The sequence below is a fragment of the Rhodococcus sp. BP-241 genome, assembly GCF_019836145.1.
GTDB lineage: Bacteria > Actinomycetota > Actinomycetes > Mycobacteriales > Mycobacteriaceae > Rhodococcoides.
The window spans coordinates 358433-376347 of sequence record NZ_JABUEI010000001.1 but is presented as its reverse complement, the minus strand read 5'-3'; the positions used below and the strand labels follow the sequence as shown (position 1 = coordinate 376347).

Genomic DNA, 17915 nt, shown 5'->3' with positions numbered 1-17915 from the left:
ACGAGTTCGTCGAACAAGAAGCGGTCGACGTCTTGAACATCCCCCATGAAGGCGATCGAAGGAGACCGGGCACACCCGGTCTCAGCAGGAAGGTAAGGGGAACAACATGGCCACCGATTACGACGCACCACGCCGTACCGAGTCCGACGACGTGTCGGAGGACTCCCTCGAAGAACTGAAGGCACGCCGCAACGAGGCGCAGTCCGCCGTCGTCGACATCGACGAGACGGACACCGCGGAGTCCTTCGAACTGCCGGGCGCAGACCTGTCCGGTGAGGAACTGTCCGTGCGTGTCGTTCCGAAGCAGGCCGACGAGTTCACGTGCTCGAGCTGCTTCCTGGTGCATCACCGCTCGCGGCTGTCGTCCGACAACGGCGGCGTTCTGGTCTGCCGCGACTGCGCGGCCTGACCGAGGAGACCTCCGTCAGGAGGTCGGTGGCTGCGGAGTCAGAGCCGCAGCCACTGCATCCGGGTTCCGGGTGCTCACCAACCAGTACGGTGTCGGGTCGTTCTCGTCGTCGAGGACGACCAACACCATCGGCTTGACCCACGAACGATGCTGAACGAAGGCGGAGGGGTCGAGCTGGCGTCCGAGGGCGGCACTCTTCGCCGTCCCCGGCACCACCGCCACCCGATCGATCACCGATGCGGGGAGCCGAGCCTTGCCGGCGTGCAGCATGCGCTCGCCGTTCTGCTCCGTCACCTCGACGCGCATCCGGCCCAGGTACGTGACCACCCAGATCGCGAACGGCACCAGCACCACGTACGGCAGCCAGGCCATCACGCCGGGTGATCCCATGTGCACCTCGGCCGACAGGATCGCCGCGACGCCGATCGCGGCCACCCAGTACCAGACGGGTACGCGGAGCCGTTCGCTGTAGACGACCGTCTCACCCCCGCCGTCGTGTGCCGTCCCGGACGTCCGGGTGGCGTGATCTGCTGAGGTCTCTCTCGAAGCTGCGTCGGACACCTCTCCAGAGTAGAGGCTCGGACGGGCGGGAGGTCGACGGTGCATCGGCGAGTAATCTCGACCGATGTGAGCGATCTGACGGCCGAGACGGCGACACGCACGACCCGCGGAGACCAGGGATCGGCACAGGCCGTCGAGACGGTGGCCGTCAGACGACTCGATCCGGACATCCCGCTGCCCGTCCGTGCACACGCCGGTGACGCGGGCGTGGACCTGTGTTCCACCGTCGACGTCGTCATCGAACCCGGTGAGCGTGCCATGGTCGGTACGGGCATCGCCGTGGCGCTGCCGGTCGGCACCGTCGGCCTGATCCACCCCCGGTCCGGCCTCGCCGCGCGAGCGGGATTGTCGGTGGTCAACACGCCGGGAACGGTCGATGCCGGTTATCGCGGCGAGATCAGGGTCTGCCTCATCAACCACGATTCACGCACCCCCATCGAACTGCGGCGCGGGGACCGCATCGCCCAGCTGCTGGTGCAGCGGGTCGAACTGCCCGACTTCGTCGAGGTGGCCGAGCTGGACGACACCACCCGGGGTGTCGGCGGCTACGGCTCCAGCGGCGGACACGCGGTTCTCGATGCCGTCACCGCCAGCGAGAAGGAGAACTGAGCATGTTCGGACGCAAGAAGAAGGGGCGCGACGACGTCGACGCCACCGATCTCGACTCCGCGCAGGACGTCGAGGTCGAGGAAGTGGACGAGGTCGACGAGGTGGACGGTACGGCGGACGACACCACCGGGCCGTGGTCGATCGACGACCTGGACGGCGACCGCGAGAGCATCGCGGAGGGACGGCTCGATCTGGGATCCGTGCTGTTGATGCTTCCGGCCGGCGGACAGCTGCAGGTCGAGATGACGCAGGCCGGCGCACCCCAGGCCGTCCACATCGTCACTCCGAACGGGCGCATCACCGTGGCGGCCTTCGCCGCTCCGAAGTCGCCCGGTCAGTGGCGTGACGTCGCCGCCGAGTTGGCCGACACGCTGCGCCGCGACAACGCGCGGGTGGCCACCGAGACCGGCCCGTGGGGCCGTGAGGTGGTGGGCTCCGCGGCCGGCGGGGATCTGCGTTTCATCGGCGTCGACGGGTACCGCTGGATGATCCGCGGCGTGGCGAGCGGACCGGCAGGCAGTGTCGAGGCCGGATCGCCGCTGGTCGAGCAGGCGCGTGCCGTCGTGGCGGCGACCGTGGTCGATCGCGGCTCGGATCCGCACCCGGTGCGGACGCCGTTGCCCATCAGTCTGCCGCCGGCACTCGCTCAGCAACTCGCGGCCGCGCAGCAACAGCAGATGGCGGCCGCACAGGCGCAGGCACAGGCGGCGGTGCAGCAGCAGGTGCCCCAGCAGCAGGTACCCCAGCAGCAGGTGCCCCAGCAGCAGGTACCTCAGCAGCAGGCCCCCGACGCGGACGCCGCTGCCGAGGCGCAACGTCGGCGCGGGCCCTCCGGTTCGGCGATGCAGCAGCTCGACTGAGTTCTCGGCGATACAGCAGCTCGACTGAGTTCTCGGCGATGCAGCAGCTCGACTAGGACCCGCCCGTCGCACGCCGGAACGCGGTGACGCCCAGCCTGCCGAGCTCGCCCGGGGACGCGGCGAGGACGTCGAGCGCGAAGGTGTCGAGGTGCGCCGTGGGAAGAGCCGCGCACCAGTCCTGCGCGACACCGAGCGGATGCACCGGGTCGTCGATCGCTGCCACCACGCCGACCGGCACCGCGAGGGATCGCAGGTCGTCGAGGGTGGGTGCCACGTACCGGGCGGCGTCGTCCAGCGCCGTCGGCAGCAGCGGCCACTGTGCTCGCCACGACCGCGTCAGCGCCTCGGCGAGCCACCGCGGACTCGACTGCGCCATCGCCGCCACCGACGCATCGAGGCCGTGGGCCCGCAGCGTCGCCGCCGTCGCGGCGGCACCGACCGCAGCGGGGGAGTCGCCCGGAGATCCGGTCCACGCCGGCATCGCGAGGACGGCGCCCTGCGCGGCGCCCCGACGGTCGAGCGCCCACCGCGCCGCGACCGCCGCGCCGAGTGAGACACCGCCCACGATCAGGTCCCCTCGAACGGCGCCTCGTACGTGGTCGAGCGCCCGCACGTAGCCCCCGACGACGTCGGCGGGTTCGGGCTCGATCACCCGCAGCGACCAGCCGAGATCCGCCACGACATCACCGAAGGCCCCCTCGACGAACGACGCGTCGGAGCCGGTGCCGGGCAGCAGTACGACGGTGGTTGTCTCCATGGTGTCCGCATCTTCTCGTGGCGTTCACCGACCCGACCGGCCGGGTGTGGTGAGGCGTGCTCGGAAAGGTCTACAGTGGCGCTGACAGAAGCAGAACATCCGCCGCGGAAGGCCCGCGCGAACCGCTCCAGGAGCACTCATGGCACCCGCTGCCGCAGGATACTTCCGCCGCATGGCCCGGAAGTTGACCGAGGACATCGATCAACTCGATGCCGAGGAGTTGGAGTCGACGTCGAAGGCGTCCGGCGCCCAACGAGCATGCGATTGCACTCGCGGTGACGAGGTCACCATGGTCGGACGGCTCCGCAGCGTCGAGACGTGCAGCAAGGCCGCCAACGCCATCGTCGAGGCCGAGTTCTTCGACGGCACCGACACCATCTCACTGATCTGGATCGGCCGACGCAAGATCGCCGGCATCGAGTCCGGCACGCAGTTGCTGGTCCGTGGTCGCGTGGGGGAGCGCGAGGGCCGCAGGGTCATCTACAACCCGTACTACGAGCTGCGCACCGAGGACTAGTTCTTCGGGAGCCGCATCTTCTGGCACCCTGAACTGCATGAGCGAGTCACCGAACAGTCAGCCCACCGAGGACGCGCCTCCCGAGACGATCCTGTCCCAGCTCGGTGGGGTCAGCGGACTGGTGTTCTCCACCCTGCCCGTGCTGGTCTTCGTTCCGGTCAATTCCCTCGCCGGTCTCACCGCGGCCATCTGGGCCGCCCTCGGTCTGGCCGTGGCGATCCTGGTATGGCGCCTCGTGAAGCGGGATCCGATCCAGCCGGCCGTGTCGGGATTCTTCGGCGTGGCGGTGTGCGCGTTCATCGCCTACCGCACCGGAGACGCCAAGGGCTACTTCCTGTTCGGGATCTACACCTCGCTCGCGTACGGCGGGGTGTTCCTCGTCTCGATCCTCGCTCGTCGGCCGCTCGTCGGCATCGTGTGGGGCTACCTCAACGGCACCGGCAAGGCCTGGCGCGAGCATCGGGCCGCCGTCCGCGCGTACGACATCGCGACGTTCGCCTGGGTTCTCGTGTTCGTCGCGCGGTACGTCGTGCAATCGCAGCTCTACGACTCCGACCAGACCGGGTGGCTCGCGGTCGCCCGCATCGCGATGGGCTGGCCGCTCGCGGCGGTCGCGTTCGCCGTCACGTTCTGGGCCGTGCGACGGGCCGACGCTGTCGTGGCCGCAGCGACGCACCGGGAGAGCGAGACCACCGAGGTCGTGGACGCGGACCGCATCGAGCCCTGACGGCTGTCGGTCGGTCCTGTCCGTCAACGCTGGGAGAGTCCCAGCACCTCGCGGAGTTCGTCCTCGACGTCGACGGTGGTGACGAACAGCAGTTCGTCGCCGCCCTCGAGCGGGTCGTCCTTCTCCGGGACGATGACGCGGCCACCGCGCAGGATGGTGACCAGCGCGACGTCGCGAGGAAGCGTGATGCGGCGCACCGGCTTGCCCGCCAGCGGTGTGTTCGCCGGCAACGTGATCTCCACGAGGTTCGCCTTGCCCTGGCGCAACGTCATCAGGCGCACCAGATCTCCCACCGAGACCGCCTCCTCGACGAGCGAGGCCAGCATGCGCGGTGTCGACACGGCGACGTCGACTCCCCACGACGCGTCGAAGAGCCACTCGTTGCGCGGGTCGTTGACGCGGGCGACCACTCGGTCGACGCCGAACTCGGTCTTCGCCAGCAGGCTCAGGACCAGGTTGGCCTTGTCGTCGCCCGTGGCGGCGATGACCACGTCGTACGACTCGATGCCGGCGCCCTCGAGGGTGGCCAGCTCGCAGGCGTCCGCGTGGATCCACTCGGCCGCCTCGACCGATGCCGGGTCGACGTGGTCGGCCTTGCGTTCGATCAGCAGGACGTGATGGTCGGACCTGAGGAGCTCGCGGGCGATCGAACGGCCCACGGCTCCCGCTCCGGCGATGGCGACTCTCATGACGGATCCTTCGGTGACAGGTCTGGTGCGGGGACGGACACGAGGTGAGGCAGGAGCCGTCAGTCCTCGGGCGGAGGGTTGCTCGCGAGCGCCACGGCCTCGGCGACCATGCCGTCGACCGCCGCGATCCACACCTCGTCGTCGGCCTGGATCACCGTCTTGCAGTCGGGCAGGAGTCCGGCACCGAAGCGGATGATGAAGGCCACTCGGGACTTGGTCGCACTCTCGAGCGCGGTCACGCCCTTGCCCACCCATCCCTCGCCGATGTCGAGGCGGGCCACCGCGACGCTGCCCGACGGATCGCGCCACTTGGTGAGCTCGTTGTCGTGGATCAGCGTGTGCAGGAATCGATCCGTCGTCCACGGCACCGTGGCCACCGTGGGGATGCCGAGGCGTTCGTACACCGCGGCGCGCTTGGCGTCGTAGATGCGCGCGACGACGCGCTCGACACCGAACGTCTCGCGGGCGACACGCGCGGAGATGATGTTGGAGTTGTCGCCCGAGGACACCGCGGCCAGTGCGTCGGCCTTCTCGATGCCCGCCTCGACGAGCACGTCCCGGTCGAACCCCATGCCGATCACCTGACGTCCGGTGAAGTTGGGACCGAGCCGGTGGAACGCGGTGGGATCGCGGTCGATGACCGCGACCTCGTGGCCGATGCGGGTGAGTGCACCCGCGAGGGCGGAGCCGACGCGGCCACACCCCATGACGACTACGTACAACAGACGCTCCGTTCGGGAGTCGAGAGGACGGTGCCCAGGTGATTGCTGCCGGGAGGGACTTCGCGCAACGCTATCGGTCACCCTGCCCCACGGTCGAGCCCGGTACGGCCTACGCTCTGCGATGTGTCCAAGCTTTCGACGGCCACCAAGAGGCTGCTGCTGGGTAGGCCGTTCCGTAGCGACACGCTCGGACACACGCTCCTGCCCAAACGCATCGCCCTCCCGGTGTTCGCGTCCGATGCCATGTCGTCCGTCGCCTACGCGCCCGAAGAGATCTTTCTGGTGCTGTCGGTCGCCGGGATCTCGGCGTACTCGTTCTCCATCTGGATCGGTCTCGCCGTCGCCGTCGTCATGGCGGTGGTCGTGGCGAGCTACCGCCAGAACGTGCACGCCTACCCGTCCGGCGGTGGCGACTACGAGGTGGCCACCACCAACCTGGGACCGACCGCGGGCCTGACCGTCGGCAGTGCCCTCCTCGTCGACTACGTGCTCACGGTCGCCGTGTCCATCTCGGCCGCTGCCTCCAACATCGGATCGGCCCTGCCGTTCGTCGCGGAGCACAAGGTGCTGTTCGCGGTCGCCGCCATCGTGCTCATCACCTCGATCAACCTGCGCGGCGTCCGCGAGTCCGGTACCGCGTTCGCGATCCCCACCTACGCCTTCATGGTGGGCATGGTCGTCATGCTCGTGTGGGGCCTGGTGCAGGTGTACGTCCTCGGCGACGACGTGTCGGCCGAGTCGTCGAACTTCGAGCTGCAGGCGGAGGACAGTCACCTCTACGGCATCGCGTTCGCGTTCCTGCTGGCGCGCGCGTTCTCCTCCGGGTGTGCGGCGCTGACGGGTGTCGAGGCCATCTCCAACGGCGTGCCCGCCTTCCGCAAGCCGAAGTCGCGCAACGCCGCCACGACGCTCCTGCTGCTCGGCTCGATCGGCATCACGTTGCTGCTCGGCATCATCCTGCTGGCGGAGAAGATCGGTGTGAAGTACGCGGCGGACCCCGCGACCCAGCTCGTCGGGGCTCCCGAGAACTACCAGCAGAAGACGCTCATCGCGCAGCTGGCCGAGGCCGTCTTCCGGCACTTCACGCCCGGCTTTTACTTCATCACCATCGTGACGGCGCTGATCCTGGTGCTGGCCGCCAACACCGCCTTCAACGGGTTCCCCGTACTCGGGTCGATCCTGGCCCAGGACCGCTTCCTGCCCCGCCAGTTCCACACCCGCGGCGACCGGCTGGCGTTCAGCAACGGCATCCTGTTCCTGTCGGCCGCCGCCATCTTCTTCGTCGTCATGTTCGGCGCCGAGGTGACCAAGCTGATCCAGCTCTACATCGTCGGAGTGTTCGTCTCGTTCACGCTCAGTCAGACCGGCATGGTGCGGCACTGGACGCGGTTGCTGCGTACCGAGACCGACCCCGCGCAGCGCCGGTCGATGATGCGCTCGCGTGTCGTCAACGGCATCGGCCTGGCCATGACGGGCGCCGTCCTGGTGATCGTCCTGCTGACCAAGTTCCTCGCGGGCGCCTGGATCGCGATCATCGCGATGCTCGCGATCTTCGGACTGATGAAGCTGATCCGCAAGCACTACGACTCGGTGGCCACCGAGCTCGCCGACGTCGAGTGGGACGGTGTGCTGCCCAGCCGCACGCACTCCATCGTGCTCGTGTCCAAGCTGCACAGCCCGACGCTGCGCGCCCTCGCCTACGCCCGTGCGACCAGGCCGGACACCCTCGAGGCGATCACGGTCAACGTCGACGAGGCGGACACGCGCACCCTGGTGCGCGAGTGGGAGAAGAGCGACCTCAGCGTCCCGCTCAAGGTGGTCGAGTCGCCCTACCGCGAGATCACCAAGCCCGTGCTCGACTACGTGCGCCGGGTCAAGCGGGACTCACCGCGCGACGTCGTCACCGTGTTCATCCCCGAGTACGTGGTGGGTCACTGGTGGGAGCAGGTGCTGCACAACCAGAGTGCGTTGCGACTGAAGAGTCGCCTGCTCTTCCAGCCCGGCGTCATGGTCACCAGCGTGCCCTGGCAGCTCAACTCGTCCGAGCGGGCGAAGCGCGAGAGCCTCGAGAACGCACCGGGCTCGTCCCGTCGTGGTTACGAGCCCACCTCGGCCGAACGGCGATCCGAACGATGACCGACTCGTGGCTCGGCGCGGTCGTCGAGGTCCGCGTGGGCAAGCCGGGACACGGCGGCTTCTGCGTCGCACGGCACGAGGGACGCGTCATGTTCGTCCGGCACAGCCTTCCCGGCGAGCTGGTGACGGCGCGGGTCACCGAGGACACCGGCAAGTCCTTCTGCCGCGCGGACGCCGTCGAGATCCTGGAGGCCTCGCCCGACCGCATCGCGCCGCTGTGTCCCATCTCCGGCCCCGGTGGGTCGGGATGCTGCGACTTCTCCCACGCGACCGCCGAGGCCGGACGCCAGATCAAGGCGGCCGTGGTCGCCGAGCAGTTGAGCCGCGTCGGGGGCATCGAGCGCACCGTCGAGGTGGAGTCGCTCGGTGATCAGACCGGCTGGCGGACGCGCATCCGGTTGGGTGTGGACGACGAGGGACGGCCCGGTTTCCACCGGCTCCGCAGCGCCGACATCGTGACGGATCTGGCCTGCCCGCAAGCGGTTCCGGGGATGTACGACGGGCTGGCCGCCCGGTCGTGGACGCCGGGCGCCGATCTCGCGGTGGCCGTGGACTCCGACGGGACCCGTCACGTCGTGGAGATCGCTCCTGCCGTCGACCGTCGCGTGCGCGCCGACACCGGTCGCCGCGGCGCCTCCTCGCGCCGCGCCGCGAAGTCCGGTGACCGCGCGCACCGGGTGCGCGCGGGCTCGGGTCGGGCCGTCGAGCGCGTCGGGTCGCGCGAGTGGACCGTGGACTCGTGGGGGTTCTGGCAGGCTCACCGGGCGGCTGCCACGCAGTACGCCGAGGTGGTCCGGGAGTGGTCCGGTGCTCGGCCCGGTGACACGGCCTGGGACCTCTACGCCGGTGCGGGCACCTTCGCGTCCGTCGTCGCCGAGGCGGTCGGACCGGGCGGCACCGTCGCAGCGGTCGAGTTCTCCCACCGGGCGGTGGTGGACGGGCGTGCGGCGGTGACGGACCTGCCGCAGCTGTCGATGCAGGCAGCGCCCGTCGAGCGCGCGATCGGATCCCTGCCGCCACAGCCGTCCGTCGTCGTCCTCGACCCGCCACGATCCGGCGCCGGCAGACAGGTGATCGCGGCGGTCGCCGGTGCGCACCCGGATCGTGTGGTGCACATCGGGTGCGACCCCGCGTCCTTCGCACGGGACGCGGGGCTCTACCTCTCGCACGGCTACCGCCTGGAGAATCTCCGTGCGTTCGACGCCTTCCCGATGACCAGCCACGTCGAGTGCATCGGATCGTTCGTCCGGGACTGACGCGTCACTTGGCGTTGTACAGGCGCATCGTGATCGGTCCGAACACCGCCAGCAGTCCGACGGACCAGATGCCGGTCCACATCAGCGCGTCCGTCTCGAGCACACCGTCGGCGAAGCCGCGCAGCGTCGTCACCAGATGCGACACCGGATTGACCGACACGAACGCCTGCAGCCACCCGGGCATCGTCGTCGGGTCGACGAAGATGTTGCTGGCGAAGGTCAGCGGGAACAGCACGAGCATGGACACGCTCATCACCGCGGTCTCGCTGCGCAGCATCAGCGCGAACATCGTCCACACCCACGAGACGCAGAACGAGAACGCCAGCAGCAACGCCACCGACGCCAGCACGCCGAGCACGCCGCCCGCCGGCCGGAAGCCCAGCGCGAGACCCAGCACGAGCACGATCGTCGAGGCGAGGGTGTAGCGGACCACGTCTCCGAGCAGGGCGCCGACCAACGGCGCCGGCCGCCAGATGGGCAGCGACCGGAACCGATCGAAGACGCCCTTCTCGATGTCCTTGTTCAAGGTCAGACCCGTGTACATCGTGATCATGACGACGGTCTGCACCAGGATGCCCGGCAGCAGGAACTGGATGTAGGCACTGGTCGAGCCCGCCAACGCGCCGCCGAACAGGAACGTGAACATCAGCGTGAACATGACCGGGAACATGGTCACGTCGAACAGCTGCTCGGGGACGTGCTTGATCTTCAGCAGTGCTCGCCACCCGAACGAGAGCGCCGCCGACATCGACGACGGTCGATCGGGACGGGGACCGGAGTCGCGGAGCAACTCGGCGATGGTCGGCTGCGCGGTGCCCGTCGCGGCGGTGGGGGAGTTGGTGGTGGTCATTCTCAGGACGCCTCCAGTTCTGTCGTTCGTCCGGTCAGTGCCAGGAACACCTCGTCCAGGCTGGGTTGCCCGAGGGCGTAGGTGGTGACGCCGATGCCGTCGTCCGACAGCGTCGCGAGTGCGCGGGCCACCAGGGCGGTGTCGTCGACCAGCGCGGTGACGGCGAAGGGATCGGACTCGAGAGTCACGTCGGTGTGCAGGGTCGCGCGCAGGACGTCGGCGGCGTCGTCTCGGCGCGACTGTTCCGCGACGCGGACGTGCAGCGACCCCGAGCCGACCGACGCCTTGAGCTGACCGGTGGTGCCCTCGGCGATCACACGGCCCCGGTCGATGACGGCCACCCGGTCGGCCAACTGATCGGCCTCGTCGAGGTACTGCGTGGTGAGCAGGACCGTCGTGCCGCCGGCGACCAGGGAGCGCACGATCTCCCACACCTGGTTGCGGCTGCGGGGATCGAGACCCGTGGTCGGCTCGTCCAGGAACATCAGCTCCGGCGTGACCACCAGACTCGCCGCGATGTCGAGACGGCGCCGCATACCGCCGGAGTACGCCTTGACCTGCTTGCCGCCGGCCTCCACCAGATCGAAGACGCCCAACAGCAGATCGGCACGCTCCCGCGACGCCGGGCGCGAGAACCCGTACAGCCGCGAGAGGAGCACCAGGTTCTCCACTCCGGTCAGGTCCTCGTCCAGCGAAGCGAACTGGCCCGTGAGCGCCACCTTCGACCGCACCGCGTCGGACTCCGTCGCCACGTCGTGGCCGAGCACGCGGGCCGACCCGCCGTCGATGCCGGTCAACGTCGCCAACATGCGCATCGTCGTGGTCTTGCCGGCCCCGTTCGGCCCCAGCACCCCGTAGACCCCGCCCCGCGGGACGGCAAGATCCACGCCGTCCACCGCCACGGTGTCCCCGAACCTCTTCACCAGACCGACCGCCTCGATCGCCAGGCCTCCGGCCTTCCCGTCATGTGTCGTCATGTGGGTGCTGACTCCTGATCCGCCACGATCTCATCGGTATGTCCGGATCGTCCGATCCGGTGCGACGAGCGTCCCGCAGTCATTGCAGGTCCGCAACGGGTTTTTCGCCGGAGACGCCGGTCACCGATCCACTCACGCCCCGGTGACGAATGATTCCTGCACGATGTTCGCGCCGTGGCGTGGGCGCCATTGCCCGGCGGCGTGGCCGCCATGATCCGGTGGCGTGTACGCCAGGACCGCGACGCGCAGGACCACGATCGCCGAGGGGGTGAGGATATGACGACGATGGCCACTAGTCTCATGGTCGATGAACTCGACGATGAACGTCTCGCAGCGAGGTGGGGGTCTGTGAGCGCCGGAGGTACGAGCGCAGCCGACCCGAGCGCCGGCGAGCCTCGGCACCGACGCGCCCCGGACGACACCGCCGATCCGTCGTGCCCCGTTCCCGATCCCGACCTCAAGCGTCGGCGTGTCGCCGAGGCCGACGAACTGCGTGCGTTGCTCGCACGTGTCGCCACCGGTGACCGCCGAGCGTTCGCCGATCTGTACGACGCGACCTCGTCTCGGGTGTTCGGCATGGTGCTGCGTGTGCTGCGCGATCCCGGGTTCAGCGAGGAGACCGTGCAGGAGGTGTTCCTGCAGATCTGGAAGACGGCCGACCGATACGACCCCGCGCAGGGGTCTCCGCTCGCCTGGATGATGACGTTGGCGCATCGCCGCGCCGTCGACCGTGTCCGGTCGGAGCAGTCCGGCACGGATCGCGAGGCGCTCTACGGCTCCTCGACCCACAGTCCCGCGCACGACGAGGTCCTCGAATCCGTCACCCAGACCCTGGAGTCGGAGTCGGTGGTCCGATGCCTGGACACGCTGACGGAGACCCAACGCGAATCGGTACGGATGGCGTACTACAGCGGGTTGACGTATCGGGAAGTGGCCGAGCGCCTGGGCGTGGCCGTTCCCACCGTGAAGTCCCGGATCCGGGACGGTCTGATCAAGTTGAAGAATTGTCTGGGGGTGGAGACCGGTGAGTGACGGGGAAGGTCGCCATCGCCGCCATGACGACGCGTCCGCACCCGACGACGTGTCGGAGCAGGATGCGATGCAGGACGTGAACGAGATGAACGACAGCGTGGTGGACGACGCCTACGCCTACGCACTGGACGCGATCGACCCCGCCGAGAGGGCGGACATCGAACGCAGGCTCGCGCAGTCGGACGCGGCGACGCGGTCGTGGTTCGAGAGCATCGTCGAGTCGGTCGACGAGACGATGGCGCTCAGCGCGTCGTCCACGGCCGCGGAACCGCCCTCGTCGTTGCGTGCGAGCATTCTCGCCGCGGTGGAGAGCACTCCGCAGGGTGATGCCCGGCCACTGGCCGATCCGATCGACGACGCTCCGGTCGCCCCGGTGGTGTCGCTCGACGATCGCCGCCGCACACGCCTGCGCGTGCTCGCGGCAGCCGCGGCGGCCGTCGTGATCGTCGGAGTGGGCGGCGCCGTGGTCACGCAGCAACTGGGAGACGCACCGTCGTCGCCCACGTCGCAGGTGCTTGCGGCCGGTGACATCAGGACCAGCACCGTCGAGGTCGAGGGTGGCGGTACCGCCACCGTGCGCTGGTCGCGCTCGCAGGACGCCGCCGTGGTCACGCTCGACGGGCTCGCGGAGCCCGGCGACGGCAAGGTGTTCGAGATGTGGCTCATCGGAGAGGATCCCGCGCCGCGCCCGGCCGGTCTCGTCCCCGCCGATGCCGCCACGCCCGCGCGCGAGCACGTCGTCACAGGCTTGAGCGACGCGACCACGTGGGCGGTGACGGTCGAGCCCGAGAGCGGTTCGGACGCACCCACCACGACGCCCATCGCGGCGGTCACGCTCGACGCCTGAGCGCAGCCGCCGGCTCAGACGACGCCGGAACGGCGCAGTGCGGTGACGATCGACTCGGCCTGCTCGTACGCGCGATCGAGAAGCACCTCCAGCAAGGCTGTCTTCGCAGCGGGGTTGCTCTCGGTCAGCGCGTCGAAGTCCTTCGGGCCGAGGATCGCGACCGTGGTGTCCTTCACCGCGGTGATGCGGAGCCCGAAGCGTGAGCGCCGGACCAACGGCATCTCACCGAAACTCATGCCGGCGGACAGCGTCGACACGGCGCGGGCCCGGCCGTCCGCGCCGACGAAGTCGACCGCGACGCGGCCGGACAGCACCATCACCAGACCCAGTGACACGTCACCGACCTCGGCGATGACGCTGCCTGCGCTGTACTGCGCGTCCGTCGTGCGGGAGGTGACCGCATCGCGGTGGGCCTCGTCCAGCGCGGTGACGATCGGGTGCTGATCGACCGTCACCTCCGTGGGCTGCCGTGCGCCGCCGCACCACCGGTCGAGGACGGTGTCCTCGCCCCAGCGCAGTGCGGAGTCCAGATCGTCGAAGACCCGGCCACTGCCGTCGTGTTCGGACAGGGACGACACGGTGTGCGCCATCGCAGCGCGGGGATCGACCAGGACGGCGGCACAACCCTGTCGGCGGAGCCCGGCGGCGAGGGTGTCCAGCATCGAGCGGGCGACGTCGCTCACCTCGTCGACTCGACGCATGTCCAGGATCACGCCGTCGAGTGCGCTCCCGTCGTCGGCGCCGTGGTCGACGGCCGTGGACACCGCGCGCACGACGCTCTCCGCTGCGGAGAACAGCAGATCGCCGTGCAGTTCGAAGACGCGGACTCGGCGTCCCCGCGCGGCGAGCGTCTCCTGCTCGGCGGCGGTGCGCCGGCGACGCGAGGGGGAGTCGGCGACGGTGTACTCGGCGCGCACGGCGCTGCGTGCGGCTCGGCCGACGTGGAGGAAGTGCAGTTCGAGGCGCGAGGACAGTTCGCGGCACGCCTTGACTCCGCGCACGCTGTTGCCGTGGGCGTCGAGTCTGGGTGAGAACACCGAGATACCGAGCTGACCGGGCAGGACCGCGAGCACCGCACCGGCGACACCGCTCTTGGCGGGTAGTCCGACGCGGTTGACCCAGTCGCCTGCTCCGTCGTACATACCGCACGTCGTCATGACGCTCAGCACACGCTCGACGAGCACCGGTTCGAGCGCTCGGACGTCGGTACACGGGTTGAGGCCGTTGTTGGCGAGGGTCGCCGCCATGACGCCGATGTCGCGGCACGTGACGTCCAGCGAGCACTGGCGGAAGTAGAGATCGACCATCGCGTCGGGATCGCCCTCGACGATGCCGAAGGAGCGCAGCATGTGGCCGATGGCGCGGTTGCGATGGCCGGTGCGTGATTCGGAGGCGTGCACGGCGGCGTTCATGGCGAGTTCGCGTCCCGCGTACCGCGAGAACGAGGCCCGGATCCGTTCGAACTGTTCGTCGGGCGTCGCGCCTCGCACCAGGGACGCGGAGGTGATGGCGCCCGCGTTGATCATCGGGTTGCGCGGGCGCTCGGTGACGGGGTCGAGGCTGATCTCGTTGAACGGCTCACCGGACGGCTCCACGTCGATCTTGCGGGCAACCGCGGTCTCGCCGCGATCGGTGAGAGCGAGGGCGTAGGTGAACGGTTTGGACACCGACTGGATCGTGAAGGGCACGTCCGTGTCGCCCACCTGGTACACGTGGCCGTCGGCCGTCGTGAGGCAGATACCGAAGCGATCGGGGTTCGCGGCCGCCAGTTCGGGGATGTAGTCGGCGACGCCACCGGAGGTGTCCGCCACACACAGCGCGTGGACCTCCTCCAGAATCTCCTGCACGACGTCGGTCATCGTCACCACTCTCTCGATTCTGTGCCGCGGCTCGGCGCTCGTACGGTAACCCGCCGATCCGGGTCCACGTAGACTTGTCCGAACTGGCCTGTCCGAGTGCCTCACGGCACGACGGACGACAAGGCAATCTTCGGAGGGGAGCGATTTCGTTGGGTGTTCTGGACGGCGTGCACGAGCCCAGCGACCTGCGTGCCCTCGGCCCGGTGGAGCTGGCCGAACTGGCGGACGAGATCCGTCGGTTCCTGGTCGAGAAGGTGTCTGCCACGGGTGGCCACCTCGGACCCAATCTCGGTGTCGTCGAGCTGACTCTGGCCATCCACCGCGTGTTCGACTCGCCTCGTGACCCGGTGATCTTCGACACCGGCCACCAGGCGTACGTGCACAAGATGGTCACCGGTCGAGCGGACCGCTTCGACTCTCTGCGCAAGGAGGGTGGGCTGTCCGGCTACCCGTCCCGCAGCGAGAGCGAGCACGACTGGGTCGAGTCGTCGCACGCGTCGGCATCCCTCTCCTACGCCGACGGCCTCGCCAAGGCCTTCGAGCTGACCGGGCGCGGCGATCGTCACGTCGTCGCGGTCGTCGGGGACGGGGCCCTCACCGGTGGCATGTGCTGGGAGGCGCTCAACAACATCGCGGCCGGCAAGGATCGTTCCGTCGTGATCGTCGTGAACGACAACGGTCGCTCCTACTCGCCGACCATCGGCGGCCTCGCCGACCATCTCGCGACGCTGCGCCTGCAGCCCAACTACGAGCGCGCGCTGGACACCGGCCGTCACATGGTGAAGAACCTGCCCGTGGTCGGGTCGGCCGCGTACGCCATGTTGCACGGCATGAAGGCCGGCCTCAAGGACGCGATCAGCCCGCAGGTCATGTTCACCGATCTGGGCATCAAGTACCTCGGTCCGGTCGACGGACACGATCAGGCGGCTCTGGAATCGGCGCTGCGCCGCGCGAAGGCCTTCGGCGGGCCGGTCATCGTCCACGCGGTGACGCGCAAGGGCATGGGCTACTCGTTCGCCGAGAACGACGTCGCCGACCAGATGCACTCGACGGGAGTCATCGACCCGCTCACCGGCCTGGCGACCAGCGTCGCGGCTCCGGACTGGACGTCGGAGTTCTCCCGTCAACTCATCGCCCTGGGAACCGACCGCGAGGACGTCGTGGCCATCACCGCCGCGATGGCCGGACCCACCGGGCTCGCCGCGTTCGGCGAGGTGTTCCCGGACCGTTTCTTCGACGTGGGCATCGCCGAGCAGCACGCGCTCACGTCCGCCGCCGGTCTCGCACTCGGTGGTCTGCATCCCGTGGTGGCGATCTACTCGACGTTCCTCAATCGGGCGTTCGACCAGCTGCTGATGGACGTGGCACTACTGAACCTGCCGGTCACCCTGGTGCTCGATCGCGCCGGGGTCACCGGATCGGACGGCGCCAGCCACAACGGCATGTGGGACATGTCGCTGCTCGGCATCGTGCCGAACATGCGCGTGGCGGCGCCCCGCGACGGAGCGACCCTGCGCGAGGAACTCGCCGAGGCACTCGCGGTGTCCGACGGTCCCACCGCGCTCCGCTTCCCCAAGGGCGCCATCCCCGACGACATCGAGGCGGTGCGGCGTCTGGACGACTCCGTCGACGTGCTGCACGAGCCCGAGGGGGAGTCGGACGTACTCCTCGTCGCCGTCGGTCCGTTCGCGTCGTTGGCACTGGACACGGCGCGAGAACTCGCCGCGGACGGTGTCTCGGCCACGGTCGTCGATCCGCGGTGGGTGCTGCCCGTTCCGGACTCGCTCGTGAAGCTCGCCGCGGACTTCCGTCTGGTGGTCACGCTCGAGGACAGCGGTCTGCACGGCGGCATCGGTGCATCCGTGTCGGCTGCCCTGCGCGCCGGCGGCGTCGACGTCCCCTGTCGGGATCTCGGTGTGCCACAGCAGTTCCTGGACCACAGCTCGCGGGATCGCATTCACGCCGACATCGGCCTCACCCCGTCGGACATCGCCGGCCGGGTGCGCGGATGGATCGCTCACCGGCCCGGCGACATCTGACGGTCGCTACGTCGCCTTGGTGGCGGCGTCCTTCAACTGCGGGAGGATCCGGTCGAGTACCCACGGGGTGCTCACCGGGTTGACGTTGCTCAGACCGGCGATGACCTGCTCGTCACTGAGCGCGACCGCGGATCCGGAGGCGACCGCGGGCAGCGTCGCCACAGCCGGAACCGAGGCGAGGTCGAAGCCCTCCGGAGTGAACGCGACGATCACGTCGGCGTCGAAGCTCTGCACGTTCTCCAGGGACACGGTGGAGAAGAAGGTGTCCGCGGAGTCGGCTTCGTCGAGTGCCACGACGCCGGGGGCGTTGACGAAACCCATCTCGTTGAGAACCTGCACGCGTGGATCGGACGGCATGTAGACGTTCGCCTGACCGGCGTCCGTGTCCAGGTTCACCACCGCGACGGTCTTGCCCGCGAACTCCGGATTGGCCTCGGCCTCCGAGGCGAGCCGCTGGCCCATACCGTCGATGAGAGCCTGTGCCTCCGTGGGCTTCCCGACTGCCTCACCGATCATCGTGGTCTGGTCCTGCCACGTCGTCTGCCAGGCCTCACCGGGGTAGGCGACGACGGGCGAGACAGCGGACAACGTGTCGTAGTACGACTGCGGGAAACCCTCGTAGGGCGCGAGCACCAGGTCGGGTGCCAGGGCCGCGAGGGCCTCGACGTCGGGCTCACCCGCAGCCGGATCCTCGTACAGGGTGGTGGCGTCCGCGTCGTAGAACTCCTGTGCCCACGGCATCACGCCGTTCTCGTCGGCACCGTAGGTGTACTTCGGCTGGCCGACGGGCGTGATGTCGAGGGCGCCGAGGATGTCCTGTGCGTTCCAGCCCATCGTGACGATGCGCTCCGGTGCGGCGTCGATGGTGGTCGAACCGAAGGCGTGGTCGATGGTGACGGGGAACGCGCCACCCGACGCGGCGGCGGGCGCGTCGGAGTCGGCATCGGACGAACATCCGGCGACGAGGGCGAGCGCGGCGGTGGCCGCGACGGCGGGGAGAAGGCGAAGGCGTTTCACATGGTTAGCCTAACCTATGTATGGCCTCCGGCCCCGTGCGCCCTTCGCGTA

General features: G+C 69.2%; 18 protein-coding genes. 10 read left to right on the top strand and 8 right to left on the bottom strand.

Annotated features, from left to right (window positions below):
- The first annotated feature begins 106 nt into the window (after positions 1-106).
- Positions 107-409: a DUF4193 domain-containing protein gene (locus HQ308_RS01710; protein ID WP_027505182.1), complete on the top strand. Its 303-nt coding sequence runs from the start codon at positions 107-109 to the stop codon at positions 407-409.
- Between the two features lie 15 nt (positions 410-424).
- On the opposite strand, the gene HQ308_RS01705 is transcribed toward HQ308_RS01710, so the two are convergent.
- On the bottom strand, positions 425-970 hold the full coding sequence (locus tag HQ308_RS01705; protein WP_268788562.1) for a DUF3093 domain-containing protein: 546 nt from the start codon (positions 968-970) through the stop codon (positions 425-427).
- Positions 971-1111: 141 nt separating this feature from the next.
- Between HQ308_RS01705 and dut the strand changes: the two genes are divergently transcribed.
- Both dut and HQ308_RS01695 read left to right on the top strand, forming a co-directional pair.
- Entirely contained in the window at positions 1112-1579 is a 468-nt protein-coding gene (gene dut / locus HQ308_RS01700; protein ID WP_222645437.1) for a dUTP diphosphatase, read from the top strand.
- 2 nt (positions 1580-1581) lie between these two features.
- A complete protein-coding gene (locus tag HQ308_RS01695; RefSeq protein ID WP_222645286.1) occupies positions 1582-2439 on the top strand; it encodes a DUF3710 domain-containing protein in 858 nt (285 codons plus the stop codon).
- A 52-nt stretch (positions 2440-2491) separates the two neighbouring features.
- On the opposite strand, the gene HQ308_RS01690 is transcribed toward HQ308_RS01695, so the two are convergent.
- Positions 2492-3196 (bottom strand): alpha/beta fold hydrolase, encoded by a 705-nt coding sequence (locus tag HQ308_RS01690; RefSeq protein WP_261775620.1) that lies wholly within the window; start codon positions 3194-3196, stop codon positions 2492-2494.
- 139 nt (positions 3197-3335) lie between these two features.
- Here HQ308_RS01690 and HQ308_RS01685 point away from each other — a divergent pair, with 139 nt between their 5' ends.
- The gene (locus HQ308_RS01685) at positions 3336-3713 is read left to right on the top strand and encodes an OB-fold nucleic acid binding domain-containing protein (protein WP_222645285.1); all 378 of its coding nucleotides are present in this window, start codon (positions 3336-3338) and stop codon (positions 3711-3713) included.
- Between the two features lie 37 nt (positions 3714-3750).
- The gene (locus tag HQ308_RS01680) at positions 3751-4440 is read left to right on the top strand and encodes a DUF3159 domain-containing protein (protein WP_051613201.1); all 690 of its coding nucleotides are present in this window, start codon (positions 3751-3753) and stop codon (positions 4438-4440) included.
- A 23-nt stretch (positions 4441-4463) separates the two neighbouring features.
- Here HQ308_RS01680 and HQ308_RS01675 read toward each other — a convergent pair whose 3' ends face one another.
- Positions 4464-5129 (bottom strand): TrkA family potassium uptake protein, encoded by a 666-nt coding sequence (locus tag HQ308_RS01675; RefSeq protein WP_027505188.1) that lies wholly within the window; start codon positions 5127-5129, stop codon positions 4464-4466.
- A gap of 59 nt (positions 5130-5188) precedes the next feature.
- On the bottom strand, positions 5189-5851 hold the full coding sequence (locus HQ308_RS01670) for a TrkA family potassium uptake protein (protein ID WP_222645284.1): 663 nt from the start codon (positions 5849-5851) through the stop codon (positions 5189-5191).
- Between the two features lie 123 nt (positions 5852-5974).
- Here HQ308_RS01670 and HQ308_RS01665 point away from each other — a divergent pair, with 123 nt between their 5' ends.
- Together HQ308_RS01665 and HQ308_RS01660 are read left to right on the top strand one after the other, a co-directional pair.
- Positions 5975-7987 carry an APC family permease gene (locus HQ308_RS01665; RefSeq protein ID WP_027505190.1) on the top strand — a complete coding sequence of 671 codons (2013 nt, stop codon included), beginning with the start codon at positions 5975-5977 and terminating at the stop codon, positions 7985-7987.
- Positions 7984-9243 (top strand): class I SAM-dependent RNA methyltransferase, encoded by a 1260-nt coding sequence (locus HQ308_RS01660; RefSeq protein WP_027505191.1) that lies wholly within the window; start codon positions 7984-7986, stop codon positions 9241-9243. Before HQ308_RS01665 ends, HQ308_RS01660 begins: the two co-directional genes overlap by 4 nt.
- 4 nt (positions 9244-9247) lie before the next feature.
- Here HQ308_RS01660 and HQ308_RS01655 read toward each other — a convergent pair whose 3' ends face one another.
- On the bottom strand, positions 9248-10093 hold the full coding sequence (locus HQ308_RS01655; RefSeq protein ID WP_056444823.1) for an ABC transporter permease: 846 nt from the start codon (positions 10091-10093) through the stop codon (positions 9248-9250).
- 2 nt (positions 10094-10095) lie between these two features.
- Positions 10096-11070, bottom strand: a complete 975-nt coding sequence (locus HQ308_RS01650) for an ATP-binding cassette domain-containing protein (RefSeq protein ID WP_222645283.1) — start codon at positions 11068-11070, stop codon at positions 10096-10098.
- Positions 11071-11418: 348 nt separating this feature from the next.
- On the opposite strand from HQ308_RS01650, the gene HQ308_RS01645 reads away from it, so the two are divergent.
- Both HQ308_RS01645 and HQ308_RS01640 read left to right on the top strand, forming a co-directional pair.
- Positions 11419-12102: a sigma-70 family RNA polymerase sigma factor gene (locus tag HQ308_RS01645; protein ID WP_308115641.1), complete on the top strand. Its 684-nt coding sequence runs from the start codon at positions 11419-11421 to the stop codon at positions 12100-12102.
- Positions 12095-12949: an anti-sigma factor domain-containing protein gene (locus HQ308_RS01640; protein ID WP_222630974.1), complete on the top strand. Its 855-nt coding sequence runs from the start codon at positions 12095-12097 to the stop codon at positions 12947-12949. Before HQ308_RS01645 ends, HQ308_RS01640 begins: the two co-directional genes overlap by 8 nt.
- 14 nt (positions 12950-12963) lie before the next feature.
- On the opposite strand, the gene glsA is transcribed toward HQ308_RS01640, so the two are convergent.
- Positions 12964-14808 carry a glutaminase A gene (gene glsA, locus HQ308_RS01635; protein WP_222645281.1) on the bottom strand — a complete coding sequence of 615 codons (1845 nt, stop codon included), beginning with the start codon at positions 14806-14808 and terminating at the stop codon, positions 12964-12966.
- Positions 14809-14957: 149 nt separating this feature from the next.
- On the opposite strand from glsA, the gene dxs reads away from it, so the two are divergent.
- Positions 14958-16847 (top strand): 1-deoxy-D-xylulose-5-phosphate synthase, encoded by a 1890-nt coding sequence (gene dxs, locus HQ308_RS01630; protein ID WP_027505197.1) that lies wholly within the window; start codon positions 14958-14960, stop codon positions 16845-16847.
- 6 nt (positions 16848-16853) lie between these two features.
- On the opposite strand, the gene HQ308_RS01625 is transcribed toward dxs, so the two are convergent.
- Entirely contained in the window at positions 16854-17864 is a 1011-nt protein-coding gene (locus HQ308_RS01625; protein ID WP_222645280.1) for an iron-siderophore ABC transporter substrate-binding protein, read from the bottom strand.
- Positions 17865-17915 lie beyond the last annotated feature (51 nt).